Source organism: Nonomuraea sp. NPDC003754 (assembly GCF_053605785.1).
Genome location: NZ_JBSGJX010000008.1, coordinates 213,621 through 234,544, shown reverse-complemented (window position 1 = coordinate 234,544; position 20,924 = coordinate 213,621). Strand labels below are relative to the sequence as shown.

20 protein-coding genes are annotated in these 20,924 nt (G+C 70.7%); 12 read left to right on the top strand and 8 right to left on the bottom strand.

From position 1 onward, the window contains the following. Positions 1-114: 114 nt before the first annotated feature. From ACWEVS_RS13485 to ACWEVS_RS13470, 4 genes are all read right to left on the bottom strand, one after another. Positions 115-1,299: an Ig-like domain-containing protein gene (locus ACWEVS_RS13485; protein WP_452551624.1), complete on the bottom strand. Its 1,185-nt coding sequence runs from the start codon at positions 1,297-1,299 to the stop codon at positions 115-117. Positions 1,300-1,410: 111 nt separating this feature from the next. After that, on the bottom strand, positions 1,411-3,624 hold the full coding sequence (recD2, locus tag ACWEVS_RS13480; protein ID WP_452551622.1) for an SF1B family DNA helicase RecD2: 2,214 nt from the start codon (positions 3,622-3,624) through the stop codon (positions 1,411-1,413). 57 nt (positions 3,625-3,681) lie between these two features. Beyond that, positions 3,682-4,143 (bottom strand): hypothetical protein, encoded by a 462-nt coding sequence (locus ACWEVS_RS13475; protein WP_452551621.1) that lies wholly within the window; start codon positions 4,141-4,143, stop codon positions 3,682-3,684. Further along, complete coding sequence (locus ACWEVS_RS13470; protein WP_354918650.1) at positions 4,140-4,703, bottom strand: hypothetical protein; 564 nt, start codon at positions 4,701-4,703, stop codon at positions 4,140-4,142. The genes ACWEVS_RS13475 and ACWEVS_RS13470 overlap by 4 nt, the downstream gene beginning before the upstream one ends. A 233-nt stretch (positions 4,704-4,936) precedes the next feature. Between ACWEVS_RS13470 and ACWEVS_RS13465 the strand changes: the two genes are divergently transcribed. The 5 genes from ACWEVS_RS13465 (at position 4,937) to ACWEVS_RS13445 (ending at position 9,491) form a co-directional block, all read left to right on the top strand. Further along, positions 4,937-6,274 carry a serine hydrolase domain-containing protein gene (locus ACWEVS_RS13465; RefSeq protein ID WP_452551619.1) on the top strand — a complete coding sequence of 446 codons (1,338 nt, stop codon included), beginning with the start codon at positions 4,937-4,939 and terminating at the stop codon, positions 6,272-6,274. A 122-nt stretch (positions 6,275-6,396) separates the two neighbouring features. Continuing rightward, the gene (locus ACWEVS_RS13460; protein WP_452551617.1) at positions 6,397-6,807 is read left to right on the top strand and encodes a TOBE domain-containing protein; all 411 of its coding nucleotides are present in this window, start codon (positions 6,397-6,399) and stop codon (positions 6,805-6,807) included. Between the two features lie 7 nt (positions 6,808-6,814). Continuing rightward, complete coding sequence (modA, locus tag ACWEVS_RS13455) at positions 6,815-7,624, top strand: molybdate ABC transporter substrate-binding protein (RefSeq protein WP_452551615.1); 810 nt, start codon at positions 6,815-6,817, stop codon at positions 7,622-7,624. A 5-nt stretch (positions 7,625-7,629) separates the two neighbouring features. Next, entirely contained in the window at positions 7,630-8,460 is an 831-nt protein-coding gene (locus tag ACWEVS_RS13450) for an ABC transporter permease (protein WP_452415378.1), read from the top strand. Further along, a complete protein-coding gene (locus tag ACWEVS_RS13445; RefSeq protein WP_449922207.1) occupies positions 8,457-9,491 on the top strand; it encodes an ABC transporter ATP-binding protein in 1,035 nt (344 codons plus the stop codon). The genes ACWEVS_RS13450 and ACWEVS_RS13445 overlap by 4 nt, the downstream gene beginning before the upstream one ends. A gap of 258 nt (positions 9,492-9,749) precedes the next feature. On the opposite strand, the gene ACWEVS_RS13440 is transcribed toward ACWEVS_RS13445, so the two are convergent. Beyond that, the gene (locus ACWEVS_RS13440) at positions 9,750-10,697 is read right to left on the bottom strand and encodes a nucleoside hydrolase (protein WP_452415380.1); all 948 of its coding nucleotides are present in this window, start codon (positions 10,695-10,697) and stop codon (positions 9,750-9,752) included. After that, positions 10,690-11,415, bottom strand: coding sequence for a GntR family transcriptional regulator (locus tag ACWEVS_RS13435; protein WP_354918674.1), 726 nt, complete (start codon positions 11,413-11,415; stop codon positions 10,690-10,692). The genes ACWEVS_RS13440 and ACWEVS_RS13435 overlap by 8 nt, the downstream gene beginning before the upstream one ends. Positions 11,416-11,616: 201 nt before the next feature. On the opposite strand from ACWEVS_RS13435, the gene ACWEVS_RS13430 reads away from it, so the two are divergent. Together ACWEVS_RS13430 and ACWEVS_RS13425 are read left to right on the top strand one after the other, a co-directional pair. Beyond that, complete coding sequence (locus ACWEVS_RS13430) at positions 11,617-12,576, top strand: LLM class flavin-dependent oxidoreductase (RefSeq protein ID WP_452551613.1); 960 nt, start codon at positions 11,617-11,619, stop codon at positions 12,574-12,576. A gap of 101 nt (positions 12,577-12,677) precedes the next feature. Next, positions 12,678-13,538, top strand: coding sequence for a hypothetical protein (locus tag ACWEVS_RS13425; protein ID WP_452551611.1), 861 nt, complete (start codon positions 12,678-12,680; stop codon positions 13,536-13,538). Here ACWEVS_RS13425 and ACWEVS_RS13420 read toward each other — a convergent pair. Beyond that, positions 13,535-14,824 carry an MFS transporter gene (locus tag ACWEVS_RS13420; RefSeq protein ID WP_452551609.1) on the bottom strand — a complete coding sequence of 430 codons (1,290 nt, stop codon included), beginning with the start codon at positions 14,822-14,824 and terminating at the stop codon, positions 13,535-13,537. The two genes, ACWEVS_RS13425 and ACWEVS_RS13420, sit on opposite strands and share 4 nt — an antisense overlap. A 47-nt stretch (positions 14,825-14,871) precedes the next feature. On the opposite strand from ACWEVS_RS13420, the gene ACWEVS_RS13415 reads away from it, so the two are divergent. The 4 genes from ACWEVS_RS13415 (at position 14,872) to ACWEVS_RS13400 (ending at position 19,689) form a co-directional block, all read left to right on the top strand. Further along, positions 14,872-15,657: an SAM-dependent methyltransferase gene (locus ACWEVS_RS13415; RefSeq protein ID WP_452551607.1), complete on the top strand. Its 786-nt coding sequence runs from the start codon at positions 14,872-14,874 to the stop codon at positions 15,655-15,657. 334 nt (positions 15,658-15,991) lie between these two features. Next, positions 15,992-17,029: a substrate-binding domain-containing protein gene (locus ACWEVS_RS13410; RefSeq protein WP_449922197.1), complete on the top strand. Its 1,038-nt coding sequence runs from the start codon at positions 15,992-15,994 to the stop codon at positions 17,027-17,029. Continuing rightward, the gene (locus tag ACWEVS_RS13405; protein WP_452551605.1) at positions 17,026-18,588 is read left to right on the top strand and encodes a sugar ABC transporter ATP-binding protein; all 1,563 of its coding nucleotides are present in this window, start codon (positions 17,026-17,028) and stop codon (positions 18,586-18,588) included. The genes ACWEVS_RS13410 and ACWEVS_RS13405 overlap by 4 nt, the downstream gene beginning before the upstream one ends. A gap of 6 nt (positions 18,589-18,594) precedes the next feature. After that, on the top strand, positions 18,595-19,689 hold the full coding sequence (locus tag ACWEVS_RS13400) for an ABC transporter permease (protein ID WP_452551603.1): 1,095 nt from the start codon (positions 18,595-18,597) through the stop codon (positions 19,687-19,689). Between the two features lie 26 nt (positions 19,690-19,715). Here the strand turns inward: ACWEVS_RS13400 and ACWEVS_RS13395 are convergent, their stop codons facing one another. Then, entirely contained in the window at positions 19,716-19,904 is a 189-nt protein-coding gene (locus ACWEVS_RS13395) for a hypothetical protein (RefSeq protein ID WP_452551602.1), read from the bottom strand. 202 nt (positions 19,905-20,106) lie between these two features. On the opposite strand from ACWEVS_RS13395, the gene ACWEVS_RS13390 reads away from it, so the two are divergent. Continuing rightward, positions 20,107-20,895, top strand: a complete 789-nt coding sequence (locus tag ACWEVS_RS13390; protein ID WP_452551600.1) for a hypothetical protein — start codon at positions 20,107-20,109, stop codon at positions 20,893-20,895. The last annotated feature ends 29 nt before the right edge of the window (positions 20,896-20,924 follow it).

The window sequence follows — 20,924 nt, the reverse complement described above, 5'->3', positions numbered from 1 at the left end:
ATCGCGGGACTGCGGCTCGCAGAATGGCCTGTGGTGCGGGACGGAGTGTCCGGTTCGACCGGGTGCGCGCAACCGGTCGGTGGCGAGGCGCGGACCGCCTCGCCACCGGCGACGCTACAGGGCGCTGCCCTTCTTCCACTCCTTGAACGACAGCTGCCAGAAGCCCCAGCCGTTGTTCCACTCCAGCGCCCGGTTGGTGCCCTTGATGTCGACGATGTCGCCGCGCTGCACGTTGTCGAAGAACCACTTGGCCTGGTCGGGCCGGGCGTTGATGCAGCCGTGGCTGACGTTGCGCCTGCCCTGGGCCCAGACGTTGTCCTTGGCGTGGACGTACTCGCCCGAGTTGGAGATCCGCACCGCGTGGTTGATCATCACGTCGTAGTAGCCGGGGTCGCCCTTCTTACGGCCCGGCGAGATCATCCGGACCGGGTTGCCCCTCTCCATCGTCATGTGGATGCCGGACGTGGTGGTGTACTCCCGGGTGGTGGCCATGCCGGCGCTGATCCGCATGGTCTGCACCCTCTTGCCGTCCCGGTAGACGTACATCATGTGCGTCTTGGCATTGATCTTGCTGATCTGCTGGGCGCCGATCTTGATCGAGGTGGTGTAGTCCTCGAGCCCGTACATGTCCTTGCCGCCCTGCACGCCGTTCAGGCGGGCGGTCACCTTCACCGTCTGGTGCGCGGGCCAGTACTTGGCGGTGCGGTAGATGACGGTCGTGTCGTTGATCCACCGCCACGCGCCCTCGACCGGCTTCTCGGCCTCGACCTCGAGCGCCCCCTCGACGGCGGCCTTGTCGGACACCGGGTTGTTGAAGGTGAGGATGATCGGCGCCCCCACGCCGACCTTCTCACCCTTCTGGTTCGGCGTCAGGTCGGCGACGTCGAGGACCACCGCGGGCTTGAGGGTCTTGAAGCTGGCCGCGGCGGTGGTCGTCCCGGCCTTGGCGGACACGCTGTAGGCGCTGGTGGGCCGCAGCGGCTCCTTGGAGACCCACTTGGTCTTGTCGGCGTTGAAGGAGCCTTCCACCCGCTTGCCGCCGCCCTCGACGACAACCTCGTCGAGGGCGCCACCCGAGGCCGTCACCACGACCTTCTTGTTGGGCTTCACCTTGGCGCTGCCCTCGGCCGGGCTGATCTTGATCTGCGGCGCGGGCGTCGCCGACGCGGTCGCGGATCCGCCGTCCGCGGTGGTCCCTCCGGTGACCGCCGAGCCGTTCGAGCACGACGCGGTCAGAGCCGCCGCCACAATGACCGCGACCCCGGCGGCAGGCTTCCGCCACGCTGGCGCAACGCTCAACACAACCCTCTCCCCCATACCAGCAAAGTGCACCCAAAAACCTTAATGGCCATATCCATTGGATGCTGCATCTTATGGGAGAGTTCATTCAAATTCGGACACATTGTGCTGTCAGCCGCTTGACAGCCTGTGCGTCAGTCCCGTGTGCCTCCTTCCCGCACCCTTGGTCCTGACGGCCTGCGCCAGCGCCCGCCGCGACCCGACGATGACCACCAGCTTCTTCGCCCTGGTGATGGCGGTGTAGAGCAGGTTGCGCTGCAACATCATCCACGCGCTGGTGGCCAGCGGGATCACCACGGCCGGGTACTCGCTGCCCTGCGACCGGTGGATCGAGACGGCGTAGGCGTGGGCCAGCTCGTCGAGCTCGTCGAAGGAATAGTCGACGCTTTCCTCCTCATCAGTCAGGACTGTCAGCTTTTGATCGTCCAGCCTGATGTCGGTGACCACGCCGACCGTGCCGTTGAACACACCCGCCGCGCCCTTGTCGTAGTTGTTGCGCAACTGGGTGACCTTGTCGCCGACCCTGAACACGCGCCCGCCGTACCGGCGCTCCGGCATGCCCTCGCGCGAGGGGGTCAGCGCCTCCTGCAGGGCGGCGTTGAGCGCGCCCGCCCCCGCCGCGCCCCGGTGCATGGGCGCCAGCACCTGCACGTCGCGGCGCGGGTTGAGGCCGAACTTGCGGGCGATCCGGCGCGCGACGACGTCGACGGTGAGCGAGGCGATCTCCTCGGGCTCCTCGCACGGGAACAGGAAGAAGTCCTTCATGCCCTCCAGCACGGGATGGCGGCCGGTGTTGACCCGGTGGGCGTTGACCACGACGCCCGACTCCTGCGCCTGGCGGAAGATCTGCGTCAGCCGTACCCGGGGGATGTCGTCGGCGGCCAGCAGGTCCTTGAGCACCTCGCCCGCGCCGACCGACGGGAGCTGGTCGACGTCGCCGACCAGCAGCAGGTGCGCGCCTGGGGCGATCGCCTTGACGAGCTTGTTGGCCAGCAGCAGGTCGAGCATCGACGCCTCGTCGACCACGACCAGGTCGGCGTCCAGGGGGTTGTCGCGGTCGAAGGTCGCCTCGCCGCCCGGCCGCAGCTGGAGCAGCCGGTGCACGGTGGTGGCCTCGTGACCGGTCAGCTCGGCCAGGCGCTTGGCCGCCCGCCCCGTCGGGGCGGCCAGGATGACCTTGGCCCGCTTCGCACGGGCCAACTGCACGATCGACCGGACGGTGAACGACTTGCCGCAGCCGGGCCCGCCGGTCAGCACCGCGACCTTCTCGGTGAGAGCCAGCCGGACGGCCTGGCGTTGCTCGGCGGCCAGCTCGGCCCCGCTCTGGCCGCGCAGCCAGTCCTCGGCCCTGACCCAGTCGACGTCGGCGAAGGCCTTCAGCCTGTCGCGGCCGGTGCGCAGCAGGCCGAGCAGGCTGCCGGCGAGCGACAGCTCCGCGCGGTGGAAGGGGACGAGGTAGACGGCCGGAACAAGGTTCTCGCCCGCCGGGATGTCCTCGCGGACCACGCCCTCCTCGGCGACCAGCTCGTCCAGGCACGTCCTGACCAGCTCGGCCGGCACATCGAGGATCTTGACGGCGTCGGCTACCAGGTTGGGCGCGGGCAGGTAGCAGTGGCCGTCGTCGGCGGCCTGGGACAGCGTGTAACGCAGCCCGGCCTTGACGCGTTCGGGGCTGTCGTGCGGGATCCCGACGGCCTGGGCGATGGTGTCGGCGGTCTTGAAGCCGATGCCCCAGACGTCGTCGGCCAGCTTGTACGGCTGGCTCCGGACGACCGAGATCGACGCCTCGCCGTACTGCTTGAAGATGCGGACCGCGATCGAGGTGGAGACGCCGACGCCCTGGAGGAAGATCATGACCTCCTTGATGATCTTCTGTTCCTCCCAGGCGATCGCGATCAGCTTGGTCCGCTTGGGCCCCAGCCCCGGCACCTCGACCAGGCGCTCGGGAGCGGTCTCGATGATGTCGAGGGTGTCGGTGCCGAAGTGGCCGACGATGCGCTCGGCCATCTTGGGACCGATGCCCTTGATCAGGCCTGATCCCAGGTAGCGCTGGATGCCCTGGATCGTGGCGGGCAGCACGGTGGTGTAGGACCACACCTCGAACTGCTTGCCGTAGCGCGGGTGGGAGGTCCACCTGCCGGTCAGCCGGAGCGACTCGCCGACCTGCGCGCCCAGCAACGGCCCCACCACGGTCAGCAACTCGGCGCCCGACCGCTCGGTGGCGACGCGGGCGATGGTGTAGCCGGTCTCCTCGCTGGCGAAGGTGATCCGTTCGAGGACCGCTTCCAGCGTCGTCGCGGGGGGACCGCCTGATCCAGCCGTCACGCCTACCTCTCTCCCGAGCTCTTCTGGCCAGGGTAGAGCAGCGGCGGCCGACTGTGATCAGCGGTGGACGGCCCGCGGGGACAGGCGCCGCACCAGAGGCCGGACGTACAGATGGGCCAGGATCGCCAGGCCGCCCAGCAGCAGCAGCGCCGTGAACATCCACTCCCCCGAGCCGTCCGGCCCGTAGACCCGGTTGGGCCGCCCGACGTCGATGGCCCTGGTCTCCGTGCCGGCCCGGTGTGACTCCCGGTCGCTGTCGTACATCGCCACCTCGGCCCGGCGCACGGTGCCGTCGTCGGAGCGGAAGGTCCCGATCCAGCTGCAGCTCTCGTGTCCGGGATGCTGGACGCAGTAGAGGCGTTGCGCGGTGAACGTGCCAGGAAGACCGTCGGCCCGTGCGGCCCGGATGACATGACCGATGTTCGGGGTGGCGAGGTACAGCAGGAAAGCAGCGACGAGGGTCATCGCCACGGCGAAGGCGGAAGACCGCTTGCCGGGCCGTCCGCCCGCCATCGTCATCGCCCGTAGGCGAGCGCGCAGCCGCACCGCATCCCGGCACGCTCGGACTCGCGGGGGCGCCGGTGCAGAAGCATCGCCACCACCATGGGCGCGAAGACGACGGCGTTGTAGAACAGGTGCAGCTCGACCCGGGGGACCAGCAGCTGGATGATGCTGGTGGGCACCGGCCTGCCCAGCAGGTTGTTGCCGGTCACCGCCTGCATGAGCAGGAGGAAGTGTTCCAGGTGGTGCCAGGTCTGGATGGCCAGCGCGATGTTCCACCAGGTGCGGGCGCGCCCGGTGAAGCCCTTGCGCAGCAGGAGGAAGCCGGCGAGCATCAGCAGCGCGTAGCCGTAGTGCATCCACTCCGACTTGACCAGCCAGGGGAACGGCACGCCCAGGACGCCACGGGCTTCGGGGATCGGCCAGTCCAGGACGTAGATCTGGACCGCCTGGGCCAGGTGCTCGGCCCAGTGCGCCACCACGACGACCAGGAACAGGCCGAGGGCGGCCCGGTGGTAGCGACCGTTGAGCAGCGATGTTTGAACGGTGTCGGGGTGCGTCCAGGACTGGGCGGCCATGTGCGAACACCTCTTCCTCGGAACCTACGGCGTGACCTGCGCGTGTTCCAGACCGGCGCCTGCCGCGCGTGCGCTGAGCCCCCCGAGCGCCGAATCCGCAAGGATCGTAGAACGGCGCATGCGTCGCGGCGATCGCGCTGACAGCTTTCCGTCAGGACGACCTTCTGGAGCGGTGCCGGCTGATCATCCTGACGTGGGCAGAGCGGGGGTTGACCCTCGGTAACCTTCCGCTCATGAGTGAAGTGGGTCAGACGGCGGCCAGGGCGCTGCTGCGCAGGCTTGCCGTGGAGCAGGCGGAGTCGAGGGTGCCGTCGCTGGCGGCAGTGATCGTGCGGGACGGCCGGCCGGCCTGGTTCGGGGCCAGGGGCCAGATAGGGGACGGTGCGCCCACCCCCGACACGCAGTACCGGATCGGTTCGATCACCAAGTCCATGGTCGGCGCCGTCGTGATGAGGTTGCGCGACGAGGGCCTGGTCGACCTGCTCGACCCGCTCGGCAAGCACGTGGAGGGCACGCCGTTCGAGCACGTCACGATCGCCCAGCTGCTCTCGCACACCGGCGGGCTGACGGCCGAGCCGCCGACGGAGTGGTGGGAGCGCACGCCCGGCCTGCCGTTCGACGAGCTGGCCGCCCGGCTCGGCCCGGAGGGCTCGCGGCACCGGCCGGGCCGCCGCTTCCACTACTCCAACCTCGGGTTCGGCCTGCTGGGCGAGGTGGTGGCGCGCCATCGCGGCATGACGTGGCTGGAGGCGGTCCGCAGGGAGGTCCTGGAGCCGCTGGGGATGAACGACACCACCGCGCGGCCCCGGGCCCCGCACGCCACGGGCTACGCCGTGCACCCCTTCGCCGACGTGCTGCTGCCCGAGCCGGAGCACGACGCGGCCGCGATGGCCCCGGCGGGACAGCTGTGGTCGACGCCCGCCGACCTGGCCAGGTGGGCGGCGTTCCTGGCCGGCTCCACGCCGGGCGTGCTGGCGCCAGGGACGCTTGCCGAGATGCGCGAACCCGCCACCGTGGACGACGGTGACGCGTGGACCTCGGGGTACGGCCTGGGCCTGCAGCTGGCCAGGTCCGGCGGGCGGCGCCTGGCGGGCCACACCGGGTCGATGCCCGGCTTCCTGGCCACCGTGTGGTGCGATCCGGCCGACCAGGTCGGCGTGCTGTTCATGGCCAACACCACCTCGGGCGTGAGCCGTACGCTGGCGACCGAGCTGCTGGCCATCCTCGACGATCACGAGCCGCGCCTGCCCGAGCCGTGGAAGCCGGTCGCCGCCGACCCTGCCCTGCTGGCGCTGACAGGGCTGTGGCACTGGGGCCCCACGCCGTACGTGCTGAGGCTGCTGCCCGAGCGCGGGCTGTCGCTGACGCCGGTGAACGGCCCGGGCCGGGCCTCGCGCTTCGTGGCCCAGCAGGACGGCACCTGGCTCGGCCTGGACGGCTACTACTCGGGTGAGGTGCTCAGAGTGGGCGACGGGTTCCTCGACCTGAACACCTTCGTCTTCACGCGCGAGCCGTACCAGGACGGGACGCCGATCCCCGGCGGGCCCGGCCAGTGGGGCGCCCCCCGCTAGCGCGCATCGCCCGCCGCAGCGGGGGCTCGCCGCATCTGCCATGACACGACGGCGATTCGCCCCGCAGATGCGCGGTGACCCGGGTGTTCAGACTGGAATGTGCAAAGGTATGGTGATTACTTGTGACGACGTTCCGGATCAGCGAGGCGGCCGCCCTGCTCGGAGTCAGCGCCGACACCGTACGCCGGTGGGTCGACGCGGGCCGGCTGGCCGCCGAGCGCGACGTGAACGGCCACCGCCAGGTGAAGGGCGCCGACCTGGCGGCCTTCGCCCGCACCCAGATCGAGGCGGAGGACGGCACGGGCCACTCCTCGGCGCGCAACCGCTTCCGCGGCATCGTGACCGAGGTCATCAAGGACGCGGTGATGGCCCAGGTGGAGATCGCCGCGGGTCCCTTCCGGGTGGTGTCGCTGATGAGCCGCCAGTCCGCCGACGAGCTCGACCTGCGGGTGGGCGTGGTGGCGGTCGCCGTGATCAAGTCCACGAACGTCGTCGTGGAGATCCCCGACCACACTCGCACGGTGAGTCAGTAAGGAGTCCTTGGTGCTCAGGCGTCAATCCCGATGGGCCCTCGCTCTTCCCCTCGTCGTCGCCCTGGCGGGCCTGTCCGGCTGCGGGTCGACCGAAGCGGCCGCTCCGGCCGCCCCGGCCGCCACCGCCTCCGCGGCGGGCGGCGAGGCCACGACGGTGACGGTGTTCGCCGCCGCGTCGCTGACCGGCACGTTCACCGAACTCGGCAAGGCCTTCGAGGCCGCCCATCCGGGCACGACGGTGAAGTTCAACTTCGGCTCCAGCGCCACGCTGGCCCAGCAGATCACCGCTGGAGCGCCCGCCGACGTGTTCGCCGCCGCCAGCCCCGCCACGATGAAGACCGTCACCGGCGCGGGGCTGGCGGGCGCGCCTGCCACGTTCGTGCGCAACAAGCTGGAGATCGCCGTCCCGGCCGACAACCCCGCCAAGGTCGACGACCTGAAGGACCTGACCGACGCCAAGGTCAAGGTCGCGCTGTGCGCCGAGCAGGTGCCGTGCGGCGCCGCCGCCGTCAAGGCGCTGGACGCGGCCGGGCTGAAGGTCACCCCGGTGACGCTCGAGCAGGACGTGAAGGCCACGCTCACCAAGGTCGAGCTCGGCGAGGTCGACGCCGCCCTCGTCTACAAGACCGACGTGATCGCCTCCGGCGGCAAGGTGCGCGGCATCCCCTTCCCCGAGGCCGACAAGGCGATCAACGACTATCCGATCGCGGCGCTGTCCAAGGCGCCCGCGCCCGGCCCGGCCAAGCAGTTCGTCGACCTGGTGCTGTCGGCTGAGGGCAAGGGCGTGCTCACCAAGGCCGGATTCGAGGCGCCCTGACCCCGATGACCGCCACACCCACGGCACCCGCCCAGGGCGCCGAGCGACGAGGCACCACCGGCCGCCTGCCCTGGCTGCTGGTGGTGCCCGCCCTCCTCGGTCTCGCCTTCCTGGTGCTGCCGCTGGCCGGCCTGCTGGTCCGGGCGCCGTGGGCGACGCTGCTGGACCGGCTGGCCGAGCCGCAGGTGCTGGAGGCGTTGCGGTTGTCGATGGTCACCTCGACGGTCGCCACGGCCGTCTGCCTGGTGTTCGGCGTGCCGCTGGCCTGGCTGCTGGCCAGGGTGTCCTTCCCCGGCCGGCGGCTGGTGCGCGCCCTGGTCACCGTGCCGCTGGTGCTGCCGCCCGTGGTCGGCGGCGTCGCGCTGCTGCTGGTGCTCGGCCGGCGCGGCCTGATCGGGCAATGGCTCGACGCCACGTTCGGCATCACGCTGCCTTTCACCACGGCGGGCGTGGTGGTCGCCGAGGCGTTCGTGGCCATGCCGTTCCTGGTCATCAGCGTCGAGGGCGCGCTGCGCGCCACCGACCAGCGCTTCGAGGAGGCCGCGGCCACGCTCGGCGCCTCCCGCTGGACCACCTTCCGCCGCGTCACGCTGCCGCTGATCATGCCGGGCGTCGTGGCCGGCGCGGTGCTGTGCTGGGCCAGGGCCCTCGGCGAGTTCGGCGCCACCATCACCTTCGCCGGCAACTTCCCCGGCACCACCAGGACGATGCCGCTGGCGGTCTACCTGGCGCTGGAGAGCGAGCCTGAGGCGGCCATCGTGCTCAGCCTCGTCCTGCTCGCCGTCTCGGTGGTCATCCTGGCGAGCCTGCGCGACCGGTGGGTGAGCAGCCCATGACCCTGCGCGCCCGCCTGGTCGTCACCAGACCGGCCTTCGGCCTCGACGTCTCGCTGGAGGTCGCCGCCGGCGAGGTCGTCGCCCTGCTCGGGCCCAACGGCGCCGGCAAGACCACCGCGCTGCGCGCCCTGGCCGGCCTCACCGGGCTGTCGGCCGGCGGGCACATCACCCTCGACGATCAGCCGCTGCACGACATGGCCGTCGAGCAGCGCCCGATCGGCATGGTCTTCCAGGACTACCTGCTCTTCCCGCACCTGTCCGCGCTGGACAACGTCGCCTTCGGGCTGCGCTGCCGCGGCGCGGCCAAAACCGAGTCGCGCCGTACGGCACGCGACTGGCTGGAGCGCGTCGGCCTGGCCGCGCACGCCGCGGCCAGGCCCCGCCGCCTGTCCGGCGGCCAGGCCCAGCGCGTCGCCCTGGCCAGGGCGCTGGCCGTACGGCCCCGGCTGCTGCTGCTCGACGAGCCGCTCGCGGCGCTGGACGCGCACACCAAGCTGGAGATCCGCTCCCAGCTGCGTCATCACCTGGCCGGCTTCGACGGCGCCACCGTCCTGGTGACCCACGACCCGCTGGACGCGATGGTGCTGGCCGACCGGCTCGTGGTCATCGAGGACGGCGCGGTCGTCCAGGAGGGCACGCCCGCCGAGGTGGCCCGCAGGCCGCGGACCGACTACGTCGCCCGCCTGGTCGGGCTCAACTTCTACCGCGGCCTGGCCGGCGGGCACCAGGTCAAGGTCGGCGAGCTGGTGGTCAGCACCACCGAGCAGCTCGACGGGCCCGCGTTCGTGGCCTTCCCGCCCGCCGCGGTCGCCCTCTACCGCTCGCGTCCCGACGGCAGCCCCCGCAACCTGTGGCAGGCGCGCATCGAGGGCATCGAACGGCACGGCGACAGCGTCCGCGTCCACCTCAACGGGCCGATCAGCGCGTTCGCCGACATCACCCCGGCCGCCGTGGCCGAACTCGACCTGACACCAGGGCAGAGCATCTGGGCGTCGGTCAAGGCCACGGAGACCCACGCCTACCCGGCATGAACCGTTCGGGCCCGGCGTCGAGGTGTTCGGCCCCGAGGTGGAGATCGGGAAGGACGCGTCCCCGCAGAACAGGCTGCCGGCCTTCATCGGTCGCGATCCACGGTGGCGGCCATGGGCGAGACCGTGAGCGAGCGTCGGCCGTCGCGACGCCGTCCGGAGCGCGCGATCGTCACGCTCCGGACGGCAGGCCGCCGTCGAGGCGGTCGGGCGGCGGAACCCTCGCAGCCGGCCCGGGCGTCAGGCTGAAGCCCGGCTCCTTCACCGCCGGGTGAGGACGTCCAGGCAGTGCCGGTAGAACCGGTCGGGGTCCACGGTGACGGCGGCCTTGACCGGCCGCCCGCCGGGGTCGCGCACGGTGCGCCCCTGGCCGGCTCCCTCGGTGACGACGTCGCAGTGGACCGTCTCGAAGCCGCAGATGCCGGGTTCGGCCAGGTATGACGTGGTGAGGCTGTCCCAGCAGCAGTACGGCAGGCCGGTGGTCTCCAGCACGCCGAACGTCAACGCGAGCAGCGACCCGGCCAGATCGCTGAGCGGCTTGCCGTAGTGGCGGCCGAAGGCGTGGGTGAAGGCGGTGGTCACCGGCACCTGGTCGGTCACGTCCAAGGGGAAGAGCGTGATGGGCAGCGTCGAGTCGAAGACGCGCTTGGCGGCTTCGGGGTCCCAGTAGACGTTCCACTCCGCCGAGCCGTCGTGCCCCGGCTCGTCGACGTTGCCGGGAACGTCGAGGGCTCCGCCCATGAAGACCACCTCCTCGATCGTGGCCGCGACCTCCGGGTGGTGGTCGAGGCACCAGGCGAGGTTGGTCAGCGGGCCGGTGGCGAGGATGGTGACGGGCGCGTCGGCCTCCAGCAGCCACGCGGCCAGACGTTCGTGGGCGGGAAGCGCCCCGTCCCGCGACGTCGGCGGCGCGCTCCGGTTGAGCACGGGCAACGCGTCGGCGCGGAGGGCGTCGATGCGCCAGGCGAGCGGGAAGGGGTTGCGCCCCGTCAGTTCGCCGAGGGCTGTCGGCACCTGCGGCAGCCCGGCCAGCTCGAGGATCTTGCGGGTGGCCGACATGGCCGGCACGGGCAGGCAGTCAGCCGGTGTGACGGCGATCCCGCGCAGGTCGACCGTGTCGTACTGGGTGAGGAGAAGGAGCGACAGCAGGTCGTCGAGGGCGCCGTCGTGGTCGAAGAGCACCGGACGGCGGGTCGTCAGGTCAGTCACGGCGCCTCACCAGGTGGAAGGAGAAGTCGGTGCCCCGGTGGTAGTCCTCGGAGTAGAGCAACGGCTGCCCGCCGCTGTCGTGGTGGGTCTGCAGCAGCGCCAGCCAGGCCCCGCCTGACTCCTCGATGCCGACCCGTGCCGCCTGTTCGGCCGTCAGGGTGACGGCACGGACATGCGTCACCGCGTACGCGACGGTGTGGCCGTGCTCGGTGAGGGTCTGGAACAGCGAGCCGGTCCAGTCGACCTCGTCCAGCGGGCGCGAGATCAGCGACCGGGCGAAGAAGTCGATCGAATACAGCAGGACGTCGTGCTCGTGCCGGCGCAGCCGCTCCAGCCGTACGATCGCCTGCCCGGCCGGCAACCGCAGGGTCTCCCGCTGGTGGCTGTCGGGCTCCAGGACCGAGACGTCCAGGACCGCGTTGTCCCCCTGGTAGCCGCGGCTGGCGAGCATCTCGGTGACGCCTTCCAGGCGGGTCAGCGGGCGATCGAGGCTGGGCTGGGAGGTCAGGTAGCGCCCGTCGCCGTGGCGGGCCTGGATGAGTCCTTCCTGCTCGAGGAGCTTGAGGGCCTCGCGGAGGCTCGTCCGGCTCACGCTGAAGCGCGCGATGAGGTCGTTCTCGGAGGGCAGCCTGTCGCCGGGGCGCAATCCCTCCTCGACGACCAGTGTCCGGAGCCGGTCGCGCACCTGCACGGCCAGCGTCCGATGTCGCCGTGTCACATTCGATCTCCCTTCGTGGCCACGATCACGCCAGTGGCCACCATGGTGCGGATTGAACAGAGAAGTGTCAACACTTCTCATACAAGTCCTGGTGAAAGACCTCTATCTCCCTTCCAGGAATAAGTGGACACCGCATCCACTTAGGCGTAGTGGACACAGTGTCCGGTTAGTCGTCGGAAGGGGACCATGGTGGACACCAGCATGATCGGAGTCGTCTTCGGCAGCCTGACGCCGCCCGAAGAGCTCACCGAGGGGGCGGCGCTGGCCGAGCGGCTCGGTTTCGGGCAGCTGTGGTTTTCCGAGGACTGCTTCTTCACCGGCGGCCTGTCCGGCCTCACCCAGCTGCTCGCCGCCACCCAGGCGGTGCCCGTCGGTCTGGGTCTGGCCAGCGTGGTGACCAGGCATCCGGCGATCCTGGCGATGGAACTGGCCGGACTGGCTCGCATGTACCCCGGACGCGTCCGGGCCGCCGTCGGCCTGGGCAACACCCACTGGCTACAGCAGATGGGACTGCTGCCCGAGCGTCCGCTGACCGCCGTCGTCGAGACCTTCGACGTGATGCGGGAGCTGCTGGACGGCGAGCGGGTCGACCGCCGGACCGCTACCCACGAGCTGAACGGCATCCGGCTGGAGTTCCCGCCCCGGCAGCCCCCCGAGCTGTGGATCGGGGCGGTCAACCAGCGCGCGCTGCGGGCCGCGGGCGCCAGGGCCGACGGAGTCCTGCTGTCGGTTCTCGCCGGCCCTTCGTACGTCGCCTGGGCCAAGGAGCAGGCGGCCGTGGCGGGCCGGCCGGCTCCCCCTGTCACGGCGTTCGTCCTCGCCTCGGTCTCCGATGACGCCCAGAAGGCGCGGGAGGCGGTACGGGAGGCCGTCGGCTTCTTCCTGAAGGCCGAAGCGCACACCGCGCTGGTCGGCCGATCGCGCTACGGCGCCGAGATCCGGCAGCGGGTCGCCGCCCGGGCCGACGGGCAGCCGCTGGCCGTCGAGGACGCCTGGATCGACGAGTTCGCCGCCGCCGGCGACCCCGAGCACGTACGGGGGCGGCTCCAGGGGTTGCTCGACTCCGGCGCCGACTCGCTCGGCCTGTGGCTGTTCCCGCCCGACCGCCTCACCGACCAGCTCCACCGGATCGCCGCGGACGTCCTCGGCCCGACCCGCTGACCGGACGGTGCCGTGCTCGCCCGGAAGCCCGTTCGGAGAGGCACGCGGGGCATGGCCGATCCGTACAAGACCGCAGGCCGGCGGCTGGGAAGGATGGGGGCATGGATATCGACAAGGTGAGAGCGTTCATGGCCGGTCACGCGCGGCTGCTGGACCGCAGCCGCTTCGAGCTGCTGGCCGGTACGGGCACGCCCGAGGCGACGCTGGCCGCGCTGGAGGGATACCGCAACGCCGACGGCGGCTACGGCTGGGGCCTGGAGCCGGACCTGCGCTCGCCGGAGAGCCAGCCGGGGGCGGCACTGCACGCCTTCGAGGTGTTCGAGGAGGCGCCGAGCCCGCGGGCCGCCCAGCTGTGCGACTGGCTGGAGACGGTGACGCGGCCCGACGGCGGGTTGCCGTTCGCGCTGCCGTTGACCGTCCCCGCCGCCACCGCGCCGTGGTGGCGGGACGCGGACACCACGACGTCGTCGTTGCAGATCACCGCGGTGACGGCGGCGGCCGCCTGGCGGGCGGCCGCCCGTGACGGCGCGGTGGGCGGGCACCCGTGGCTGGCCCGCGCCACCGCCTACTGCCTGGAGGCGATCGCGGCCCTGAAGGAGCAGCCGCACGCCTACGTGCTGGCGTTCGCCGTCCGCTTCCTCGACACCCGGCCCGAGCACGCCGACCTGCTCGACAAGCTGGCCGCGTTCATCCCGCCGGACGGCGAGCTGCGGGTCGAGGGCGGCACGGAGGAGGAGAAGCTGCGGCCGCTGGACTTCTCGCCCTACCCGGATCTGCCGTCGCGGCGGCTGTTCGCGAAGGAGGCGGTGGCGGCGGACCTGGACCGGCTGGCCGCGCTCCAGCAGGAGGACGGCGGCTGGACCGTCGACTACGCGACCGTCTCCCCCGCGGGCGCGCTGGAGTGGCGTGGGGCCACCACCGTCCACGCCATCGATGTCCTGCGCCGCAACGGGAGAATCTAGGCGGCGGCCACCGCCTCGGGGTGCGGCACGACGCGCCGCCGTACGGCGAGGCCGAAGGCCACGACGAGCAGCCCGCACGCCCCGGACAACGCGAAGGGGGCGGCCGGCCGCCACAGGTCGTACAGCCAGCCACCGACCCCGGAGATGACGAAGATCCCGATCGCGCCGCAGAGGACCTGCACGCCGAAGGAGGAGCCGCGGTAGCGGGCCGGCACCTGCTGGGCGAGCAGCGGCCCGGCCGTGGTGATGACGCCGATCTCGCCGAGGCCGATGAAGGCGGCCACCAGCATCATCCCCGGCCCGAGCGGGTCGCTGACCAGCAGGGTCGACAGGTAGGCGGCGGCGGCGACGGCCTGGGCGAGGATGACGACGTGCTGCCGACGCATCCGGTCGCCGAGCCAGCCGAACAGCGGCGCGCCCACCACGATCACCGTGTAGGCGATGCCGACGACGGCGCCGCTCCTGGCCAGGGCCTCGGTGGCCGACATGCCTCGTACGGACGTGGCGTGGTCGGCGATCCACAGCGACAGGAAGCTCGCCACGAGGGCCAGATCGGCCCGCGCCACGAAGGAGGCGGCGTAGGACAGCGCCACTCCTGGGTCGCGGGCCAGTCTGACGCCCTCGGCGATCAGCCGCGTCAGCGGCACCCTGGGCGTCTCGGCCGCGCCCAGGGCCGGCGAGAGCGTGTGGCGCAGCGCCAGGGCGCCGAGCAGGACGAGCGCGGAGACGACCAGGAAGCCGGTCCTGGCGGCGGCGGTGGGCTCCATGCCGCCCTCCTCCAGCATGCTGGGCAGCCTGACCAGCACCAGCACGGCGATCATCGCGCCGACGCCGCTGAAGAGCCCGAGCCAGCCGTACGCCTTGCCGCGCGCGTGGTCGCGCACGTAGTCGGCCGTGATCGCGGACATGGTGACGTGCAGGGCGGCGATGCCGAGGGCGAACAGGACGCGCAGCGCGACGAGGACGGCCGTGTTGCCGGCGAACGGGTACAGCGCCGCGCCCGCCGCGCACAGCAGGAGCCCGGCGACCGCGACGGGTCGCCTGCCGATCCGGTCGGCCAGCGCGCCGTACCAGGTCAGGCTGAGGATCAGCGCCACCTCCGCGGCGATCTGCAGGTAGCCGGTGATCCTGCCGAGGTCGCCGGAGGACAGCTGCAGGACCTCGTTGAGGATGTACGGCTGGCCGGCCGGCAGGAAGGTGATGACGGCGGTGCCCAGGAACCCGAGCCCCATGCAGGCCCACAGGTTGGTCTTGCTGATGCCGGGCGTCGCGTCCAGACCTAACATGCGCACGATCATCGCAAGACAAGACGTAGATCGTCTAGGTTTGCCTCATGAGCAGTGAGCGGGTTCCTTCGGGTATCAGCGCAGTTGTCCCCAACGTGGCGCGGATGTACGACTACTACCTGGGCGGCAAGGACAACTTCGAGGTGGACCGGCGTGCCGCGGAGAAGGTCCTGGCGCTCATCCCCGAGGTCAGGGGCGATGCCCGCAACAGCAGGGCGTTCCTGCAGCGGGCGGTCCGCCACCTCAGGCAGTCGGGCGTCGACCAGTTCCTCGACATCGGCTCGGGCCTGCCGACCGCCGGCCACGTCCACGAGGTGATCGACGGCGCGGAGGTCGTCTACGTCGACAACGATCCCGTCGTCCTGACCCACTCCAGGGCCCTGCTCGGCCACTCCCCCGGCGTCACCGTCCAGGAGGGCGACCTGCGGGAGCCGGAGAAGGTCATGGCCGGAGCGGCGCAGGTGCTCGACCTCGAGCGGCCCGTCGCGCTCCTGGTGGTCTCCCTTCTGCACTTCATCACCGACGCGGAGGACCCGGGCGGCATCATCCGCCGGTACCGCGACCTGCTTCCCGCCGGCAGCCACCTGGTGCTGACGCACGTCGCGCCCGACACGATGCCGCAGAAGGCCGGCGAGGTCAGCGCCGTCTACCGGAACGCCTCCTCGCCGTTCACCACCCGGCGCCGCGACGTCTTCGAGAGCTTCCTGGAGGGGTTCGAACTGCTCGAGCCCGGCATCGTCAACACCCGCGAGTGGCGTCCCGACGCGACCACCGACAGGTCGTCCGTCAAGGGCGACTACCACCTGTGCGCGGTGGCCGCCAAGCGCCCCTGACCCGGCGCCCGCCCTCGCGACCGCAGGGCCGGCCTCGCCCGGCGGCGGACAGCCGAGACCCCCCGACCTCGCCGGCCCGGGCGGCCGCCGCCCAGCGCGCGGCGCCGGCAACGGTTGCGGGTAATGAGTTCTTTTCTCTTTACGAGTTTTCCCCGAGACCCTTCCAGGGCTTTGCTGGAAGCGTCCGACCAAATGAGCACGTGTTGACTGAAAATTTCTCCATGGGCGCACCTCACCGCTTTGGGCGCTGGTCCGTCCCCCAAGCCGACGAGCGAGCCTGAAAGCCGCCTGAGACGCCTGTCGAGATCCCTGAAAGCGCTTTCAGGAGGCCGTCATGGCTCGCTCACGTATCGTCTTCTCGCTGTCGCTCGTCGCGGCCATAGCGCTGGTGGCGCTGGTGATCGGAGTGGTGGGAGGCCGGGCGACGAGTTCGGCCGCTCAGGGGACCGGCGGAGGCGCGGGCGGGGCCGCGAGTGGCAAGAAGATCGACGTGGTCATCAAGGCGAGTGATTCCTCGTTCTGGCAGACCATGATCGCCGGGGCGAAACACGCGGGCGGAGACTTCGGCCTCAACGTGAGCACCTTCGGCCCCACGTCAGAGACGAACATCGACGAGCAGGTGCAACTGGTGGAGAACGCCATCTCCCGAGGCGTTGACGGGCTCGTGATCGCGCCCAACTCCTCCAGCGCCCTGAACTCGGCGATCGACCGGGCGCGCAAGGCGGGGCTCAAGGTCATCACCGTGGACAGCCGCGTGACCACCGCCTCGGAGGGCTTCATCGGCACCGACAACGTCAAGGCCGGGATGCAGGCAGGCAAGCGCATGTGCGACCTGCTCAAGGCGCTGAACAAGACGAGCGGCGGCGTCATGATCGAATCGTCCGTGGCCGGCATCCAGTCACTGGTCGCCAGGGACGCCGGCTTCAAGCAGGGCCTCGCGCTCAACTGCCCGCAGGTCAAGGTGGTACTGCAGCGCTTCAACAACAACGACATCAACACTGCGGCGTCGCAGGTCAACGACGCGCTCACCGCCAACCCTGACCTGGCGGGCGTGTTCGCGGACAACAACACCTCGGGCGTCGGCGCGGCGCGGGCGATCCAGGACAACAAGGTGGCTGACACCGTCCCCGTCGTGGCCTTCGACTCCGACCCGCAGGAGAACGCCGCGCTGGCCGCCGGCACCATCGACGCGCTGGTGGTGCAGAACCCCTACTTCTTCGGCTACCAGGGCGTTCTGGGGGCCGGAATGGCCACGGTCGGTCGCATCCCGCCGCGTGACATCGACCCCGGCGCCGTCGTGGCCGACAAGGAGAACATGAACGAGCCGGATGTGAAGCAGTTGCTCAATCCGCCGACGATGAAGGCGGAATGATGATGGAACCCGTCGTCGAACTGCGTGACGTCTCCAAGGCCTTCGGGCCCGTGCAGGCGCTCAGCAACGTCTCGCTCCGTCTCGTTCCCGGCCAGGTGAACTGCCTCGCCGGGGAGAACGGCGCGGGGAAGTCGACCCTGATCCGCGTGCTGACGGGCGCGCTGCGCCGCGACAGCGGCACCTACGAGATCGACGGCCAACCGGTCACCACGCCGACCCCCGCGCACATGCGCACGGCCGGCATTCAGGCCGTCTACCAGGAGCTCAGCCTGCTCCCGCACCTGTCGGTCGAGGAGAACCTCTTCATGGGACGTCTTCCCGCGCGCAAGGGGATCATCGCCAGGGCCCGGTTGCGGTCCCACGCCAGGAAGGCGCTCGACGAGGTCGGACTGACCGACATCAGCCCCGCCACGATCGTGGAACGGCTCCCCGCGGCCACGCGCCAGCTCGTGGAGATCGCCAAGGTGCTGACCGCCGACTCCGTCAAGGTGATCGTGTTCGACGAGCCGACCACAGCGCTGACCGAGGCCGAGTCGGAGCGACTCCTGGAGCACATCAGGCGGCTACGCGAGCGCGACATCGCGATGCTCTACGTGACCCACCGGCTGGAGGAGATGTTCGAGATCGGCGACTGGGTGACCGTACTGCGGGACGGGGGCCTGTCCGAGGAAGGGCCGATCAGCAACTACGACGAGGACCGCCTGATCACCGCGATGGTCGGCAGGGAGATCAGCTCGCTCTACCCGGAGACCCACCGGCACGCGGGAACGCCCGCGCTGCGGGTCAGGGGACTGCGCCGCTTCGAGAACTCGCCGGCCATCGACCTCCACGTCGGATCAGGAGAGATCCTCGGCATCGGAGGGCTGCTGGGGTCGGGGCGCAGCGGGTTGTTGCTGTCCATCTTCGGGGCGTCCCCCATCGTGGCCGGTGAGGTGGAGGTCGAGGGCAAGTCCGTGAAACCGTCCGGACCGCGCACGATGATGAGCACCGGGGTAGGACTGCTGACCGAGGACCGCAAGGTGCTGGGGCTGCTGCCGCAGCTGTCGATCCGGGAGAACGTCACCATCGCCAGCCTGCGCACCGGCTCCCGGCGTGGTCTCCTGCCCGGTCGTGAGCAGGTCGAAGAGGCCGACCGGCTGCTCGACAGCCTGCGGCTGCGGGCCGGTTCCTACGCCCAGCCGGTGTCGACGCTGTCCGGCGGCAACCAGCAGAAGGTGCTGCTCGCCCGATGGCTGCTCACCAAGCCGAAAGTACTGATGTTCGACGAGCCCACGAAGGGCATCGACGTCGGGGCCAAGGGCGAGCTGTACACGATCATCGGCGACCTGGCCGCGAAAGGGTTGGGGATCATCGTGGTCTCGTCGTACCTTCCGGAGCTGCTGGGGCTCGCGGATCGCATCCTCGTGCTGCGCGACGGGGCGGTCGCGGGTGAGCTTCCCGGCTCCGCCACCGAGGAGGACGTGCTCCACCTGGCGAGCGGTACCGCAGGCGCCGAGACGCCGCAGACCCGAGAGCCCACGGTGGCCCCGGGCGTGACTCCACCGACTCAGGAGGAGTGAGCCGAAATGCCGAAGCTGATCTGGCGTGAGCCGATCGAGACCACGACGATCGTCAACAGGCCGCCCGGGGGTGCGGAACCCGGGCTGGCGACGGTGCCGAAGGCCAGGGAGGCGCCCGAGCAGCCGCCGGCCGAGCCCCGGCGCCGGGTCGTCACGCTGGGCGACATCGCAGGACGAGAGAGCGGCGGCCTCGTCGTGCTGCTCGTGGCGGTCGGTGCCCTCACGCTCGCCAGCGACGAGTTCCTCACCGCCAACAACCTGGCCAACCTCGCCCGGCAGGTCGCGATCTTCGGGATCATCGCGGTCGGCGAGCTCCTGGTCATCCTGACCGCCGGGATCGACCTGTCGGTCGGGTCGGTCCTGGGCCTGACCGGCGCCACCACCGCGCAGCTCCTGGTCGCCGGCATGCCGATCCTGCCGTCGATCCTGCTCGGCGTGGGGATCGGCACCGCTCTCGGGATCGTCAACGGTCTGCTGGTGACCCGTGCCCTGCTGCCACCGTTCATCGCGACCCTGGGCATGCTCGGCATCGCCCGTGGAATGGTGTTGCTCAGCACCGACGCCCAGACCATTCAGGGCGTGCCGGAGTCGTTCCAGGCGATCGCCAACGGCACCGTCCTGGGCATTCCCAACCTTCTCATCATCGCCCTCGCGGTCACCGCCGTGATGTGGTTCGTGCTCACCCGGACGGTCTTCGGCCGCTACATCTACGCCGTCGGCTCGAATCCCGAGTCGGCCCGCCTCGCGGGTGTGCCCGTGCGCCTGGTGACGGTCTCGGTCTACATGATCTCAGGCATGCTGGCCGGTCTCGGCGGGGTGCTGCTCGCCTCACGGCTGGGAGCGGGCATCCCCACCGCGGGCACGGGCTTCGAGCTGAGCGCGATCGCCGCGTGTGTCATCGGCGGCGCGAGCCTGTTCGGTGCGAAGGGCAGCGCCATCGGCGCCTTCACCGGAGCACTGATCATGGGCGTGCTCAACAACGGTGGCAACCTGCTGGCGATCAACGCCTTCTACCTCCAGATCGCCATCGGTGTGCTCATCCTCGTCGCGGTCGGGTTCGACCAGCTGAACACCAGGCGGTCGGCGACCAGCGGCGGTTGACGACGGCCTGCGCTCCCGGTCGGCGGTCAGCGGGCGCCGGCGGCATAGCGCTGCCGCCATCTGTCGATCAGCGGGACCAGCTCGTCGAGCATGTAGGCGTAGAAGTCCTGCATCTCGTGCAGGCGCCGGCCGGTGACGCTGTCGTCGCCCGCCGCGTCGATGCCCTCCCGCGCGGCGTCGCGCATGACGGCCAGCAGGGCGTTCTGCTGGGACATCAGGGTCGGCCAGGCGCCCTGGCGGAAGCGGTAGTGGTCGCGGCGGCTGCCGGGAGCGGGGACCCGTTAACCACGGCGTCTCGCTGATCGGGCAGATGAACACCTTCACCCCGGCGGACATGCTCCCGCCGATCGCAGCGCTGATCACCTTCCACCTTGCCACCGCCGCCCTGGGCGCCTGGAAGATCTCCCGGGAGGAGCAGTGACCACCCGCACGACGACCTACGACGCCTACACCCGCCTCGAGGCCCAGTCGGCCCTGCGCCGCCACCACCTGTGGGCGGCCGTCATCCTCGTCGTCATCGGCGTGGCCGACGGCATCCTGCCGGGCATCCCCTCGATTCAGCACTTCTTCGAGGCCGTCTTCGGCGCCCGCAACGGCGTGCACACCATCTTGATCAACGACTACACCGGGATGCTCGGCGTGGTCTACTGGGTGGGCGTCTTCGACCTGCTGCGCGTCTATGTGACGCCGGCCGAGGAGCGCCTGCTGGCCCTGTACCTGACCAAGCCGATCAGCCGCACCCGCTACTTCCTCAGCAAGCTGGTCCCGACGGTGCTCACCCTCACCGTGGTCGCCGTGGTGGGAACGCTGGCCTTCGCCGCCGGCGTGCTGGTCTTCCTCGGCCCGGCCGACTTCATGGTGGGAGCGTTCGCGGCCACCAGCCTGATGGTGTTCGCGCTGGCGGTGGTGATGCTGGCGATAACCAACCTGGCCTTCCTGTTCGTCCGCGACACCTACAACGCGATCCTGGTGGCGGCCGCGATCTTCATCGTCACGGTGCTGCCCGGCGGCATGTACATCTACCGGCCCGACCTCTACACCCCGGCGACCAGGAATGTCCTGGTCTTCCCGGCCAACCTGCTGTGGCACGAGGACGACGCCGTCACCATCGCCGCGATCGGCGTCCCGCTGCTCCTGGTCCTGGCGGCGGCGCTCACCGCGCTGGCCGGATGGCGACTGCGCCGAACCGACACCATCAAGGCCTGAACAGCAGCCCCTTCCGCGGCACGGCCTGC

What these genes read in the sequence shown, in the direction of transcription:
- ACWEVS_RS13410 (WP_449922197.1), top strand. Translation starts at nt 15,992, where the DNA reads ATGGCTCGCTCACGTATCGTCTTCTCGCTGTCGCTCGTCGCGGCCATA.
- ACWEVS_RS13470 (WP_354918650.1), bottom strand. Translation starts at nt 4,703, where the DNA reads ATGGCCGCCCAGTCCTGGACGCACCCCGACACCGTTCAAACATCGCTG.
- ACWEVS_RS13415 (WP_452551607.1), top strand. Translation starts at nt 14,872, where the DNA reads ATGAGCAGTGAGCGGGTTCCTTCGGGTATCAGCGCAGTTGTCCCCAAC.
- ACWEVS_RS13430 (WP_452551613.1), top strand. Translation starts at nt 11,617, where the DNA reads ATGATCGGAGTCGTCTTCGGCAGCCTGACGCCGCCCGAAGAGCTCACC.
- ACWEVS_RS13400 (WP_452551603.1), top strand. Translation starts at nt 18,595, where the DNA reads ATGCCGAAGCTGATCTGGCGTGAGCCGATCGAGACCACGACGATCGTC.
- ACWEVS_RS13445 (WP_449922207.1), top strand. Translation starts at nt 8,457, where the DNA reads ATGACCCTGCGCGCCCGCCTGGTCGTCACCAGACCGGCCTTCGGCCTC.
- ACWEVS_RS13405 (WP_452551605.1), top strand. Translation starts at nt 17,026, where the DNA reads ATGATGATGGAACCCGTCGTCGAACTGCGTGACGTCTCCAAGGCCTTC.
- ACWEVS_RS13450 (WP_452415378.1), top strand. Translation starts at nt 7,630, where the DNA reads ATGACCGCCACACCCACGGCACCCGCCCAGGGCGCCGAGCGACGAGGC.
- ACWEVS_RS13395 (WP_452551602.1), bottom strand. Translation starts at nt 19,904, where the DNA reads ATGTCCCAGCAGAACGCCCTGCTGGCCGTCATGCGCGACGCCGCGCGG.
- ACWEVS_RS13425 (WP_452551611.1), top strand. Translation starts at nt 12,678, where the DNA reads ATGGATATCGACAAGGTGAGAGCGTTCATGGCCGGTCACGCGCGGCTG.
- ACWEVS_RS13420 (WP_452551609.1), bottom strand. Translation starts at nt 14,824, where the DNA reads ATGTTAGGTCTGGACGCGACGCCCGGCATCAGCAAGACCAACCTGTGG.
- ACWEVS_RS13475 (WP_452551621.1), bottom strand. Translation starts at nt 4,143, where the DNA reads ATGACGATGGCGGGCGGACGGCCCGGCAAGCGGTCTTCCGCCTTCGCC.
- ACWEVS_RS13465 (WP_452551619.1), top strand. Translation starts at nt 4,937, where the DNA reads ATGAGTGAAGTGGGTCAGACGGCGGCCAGGGCGCTGCTGCGCAGGCTT.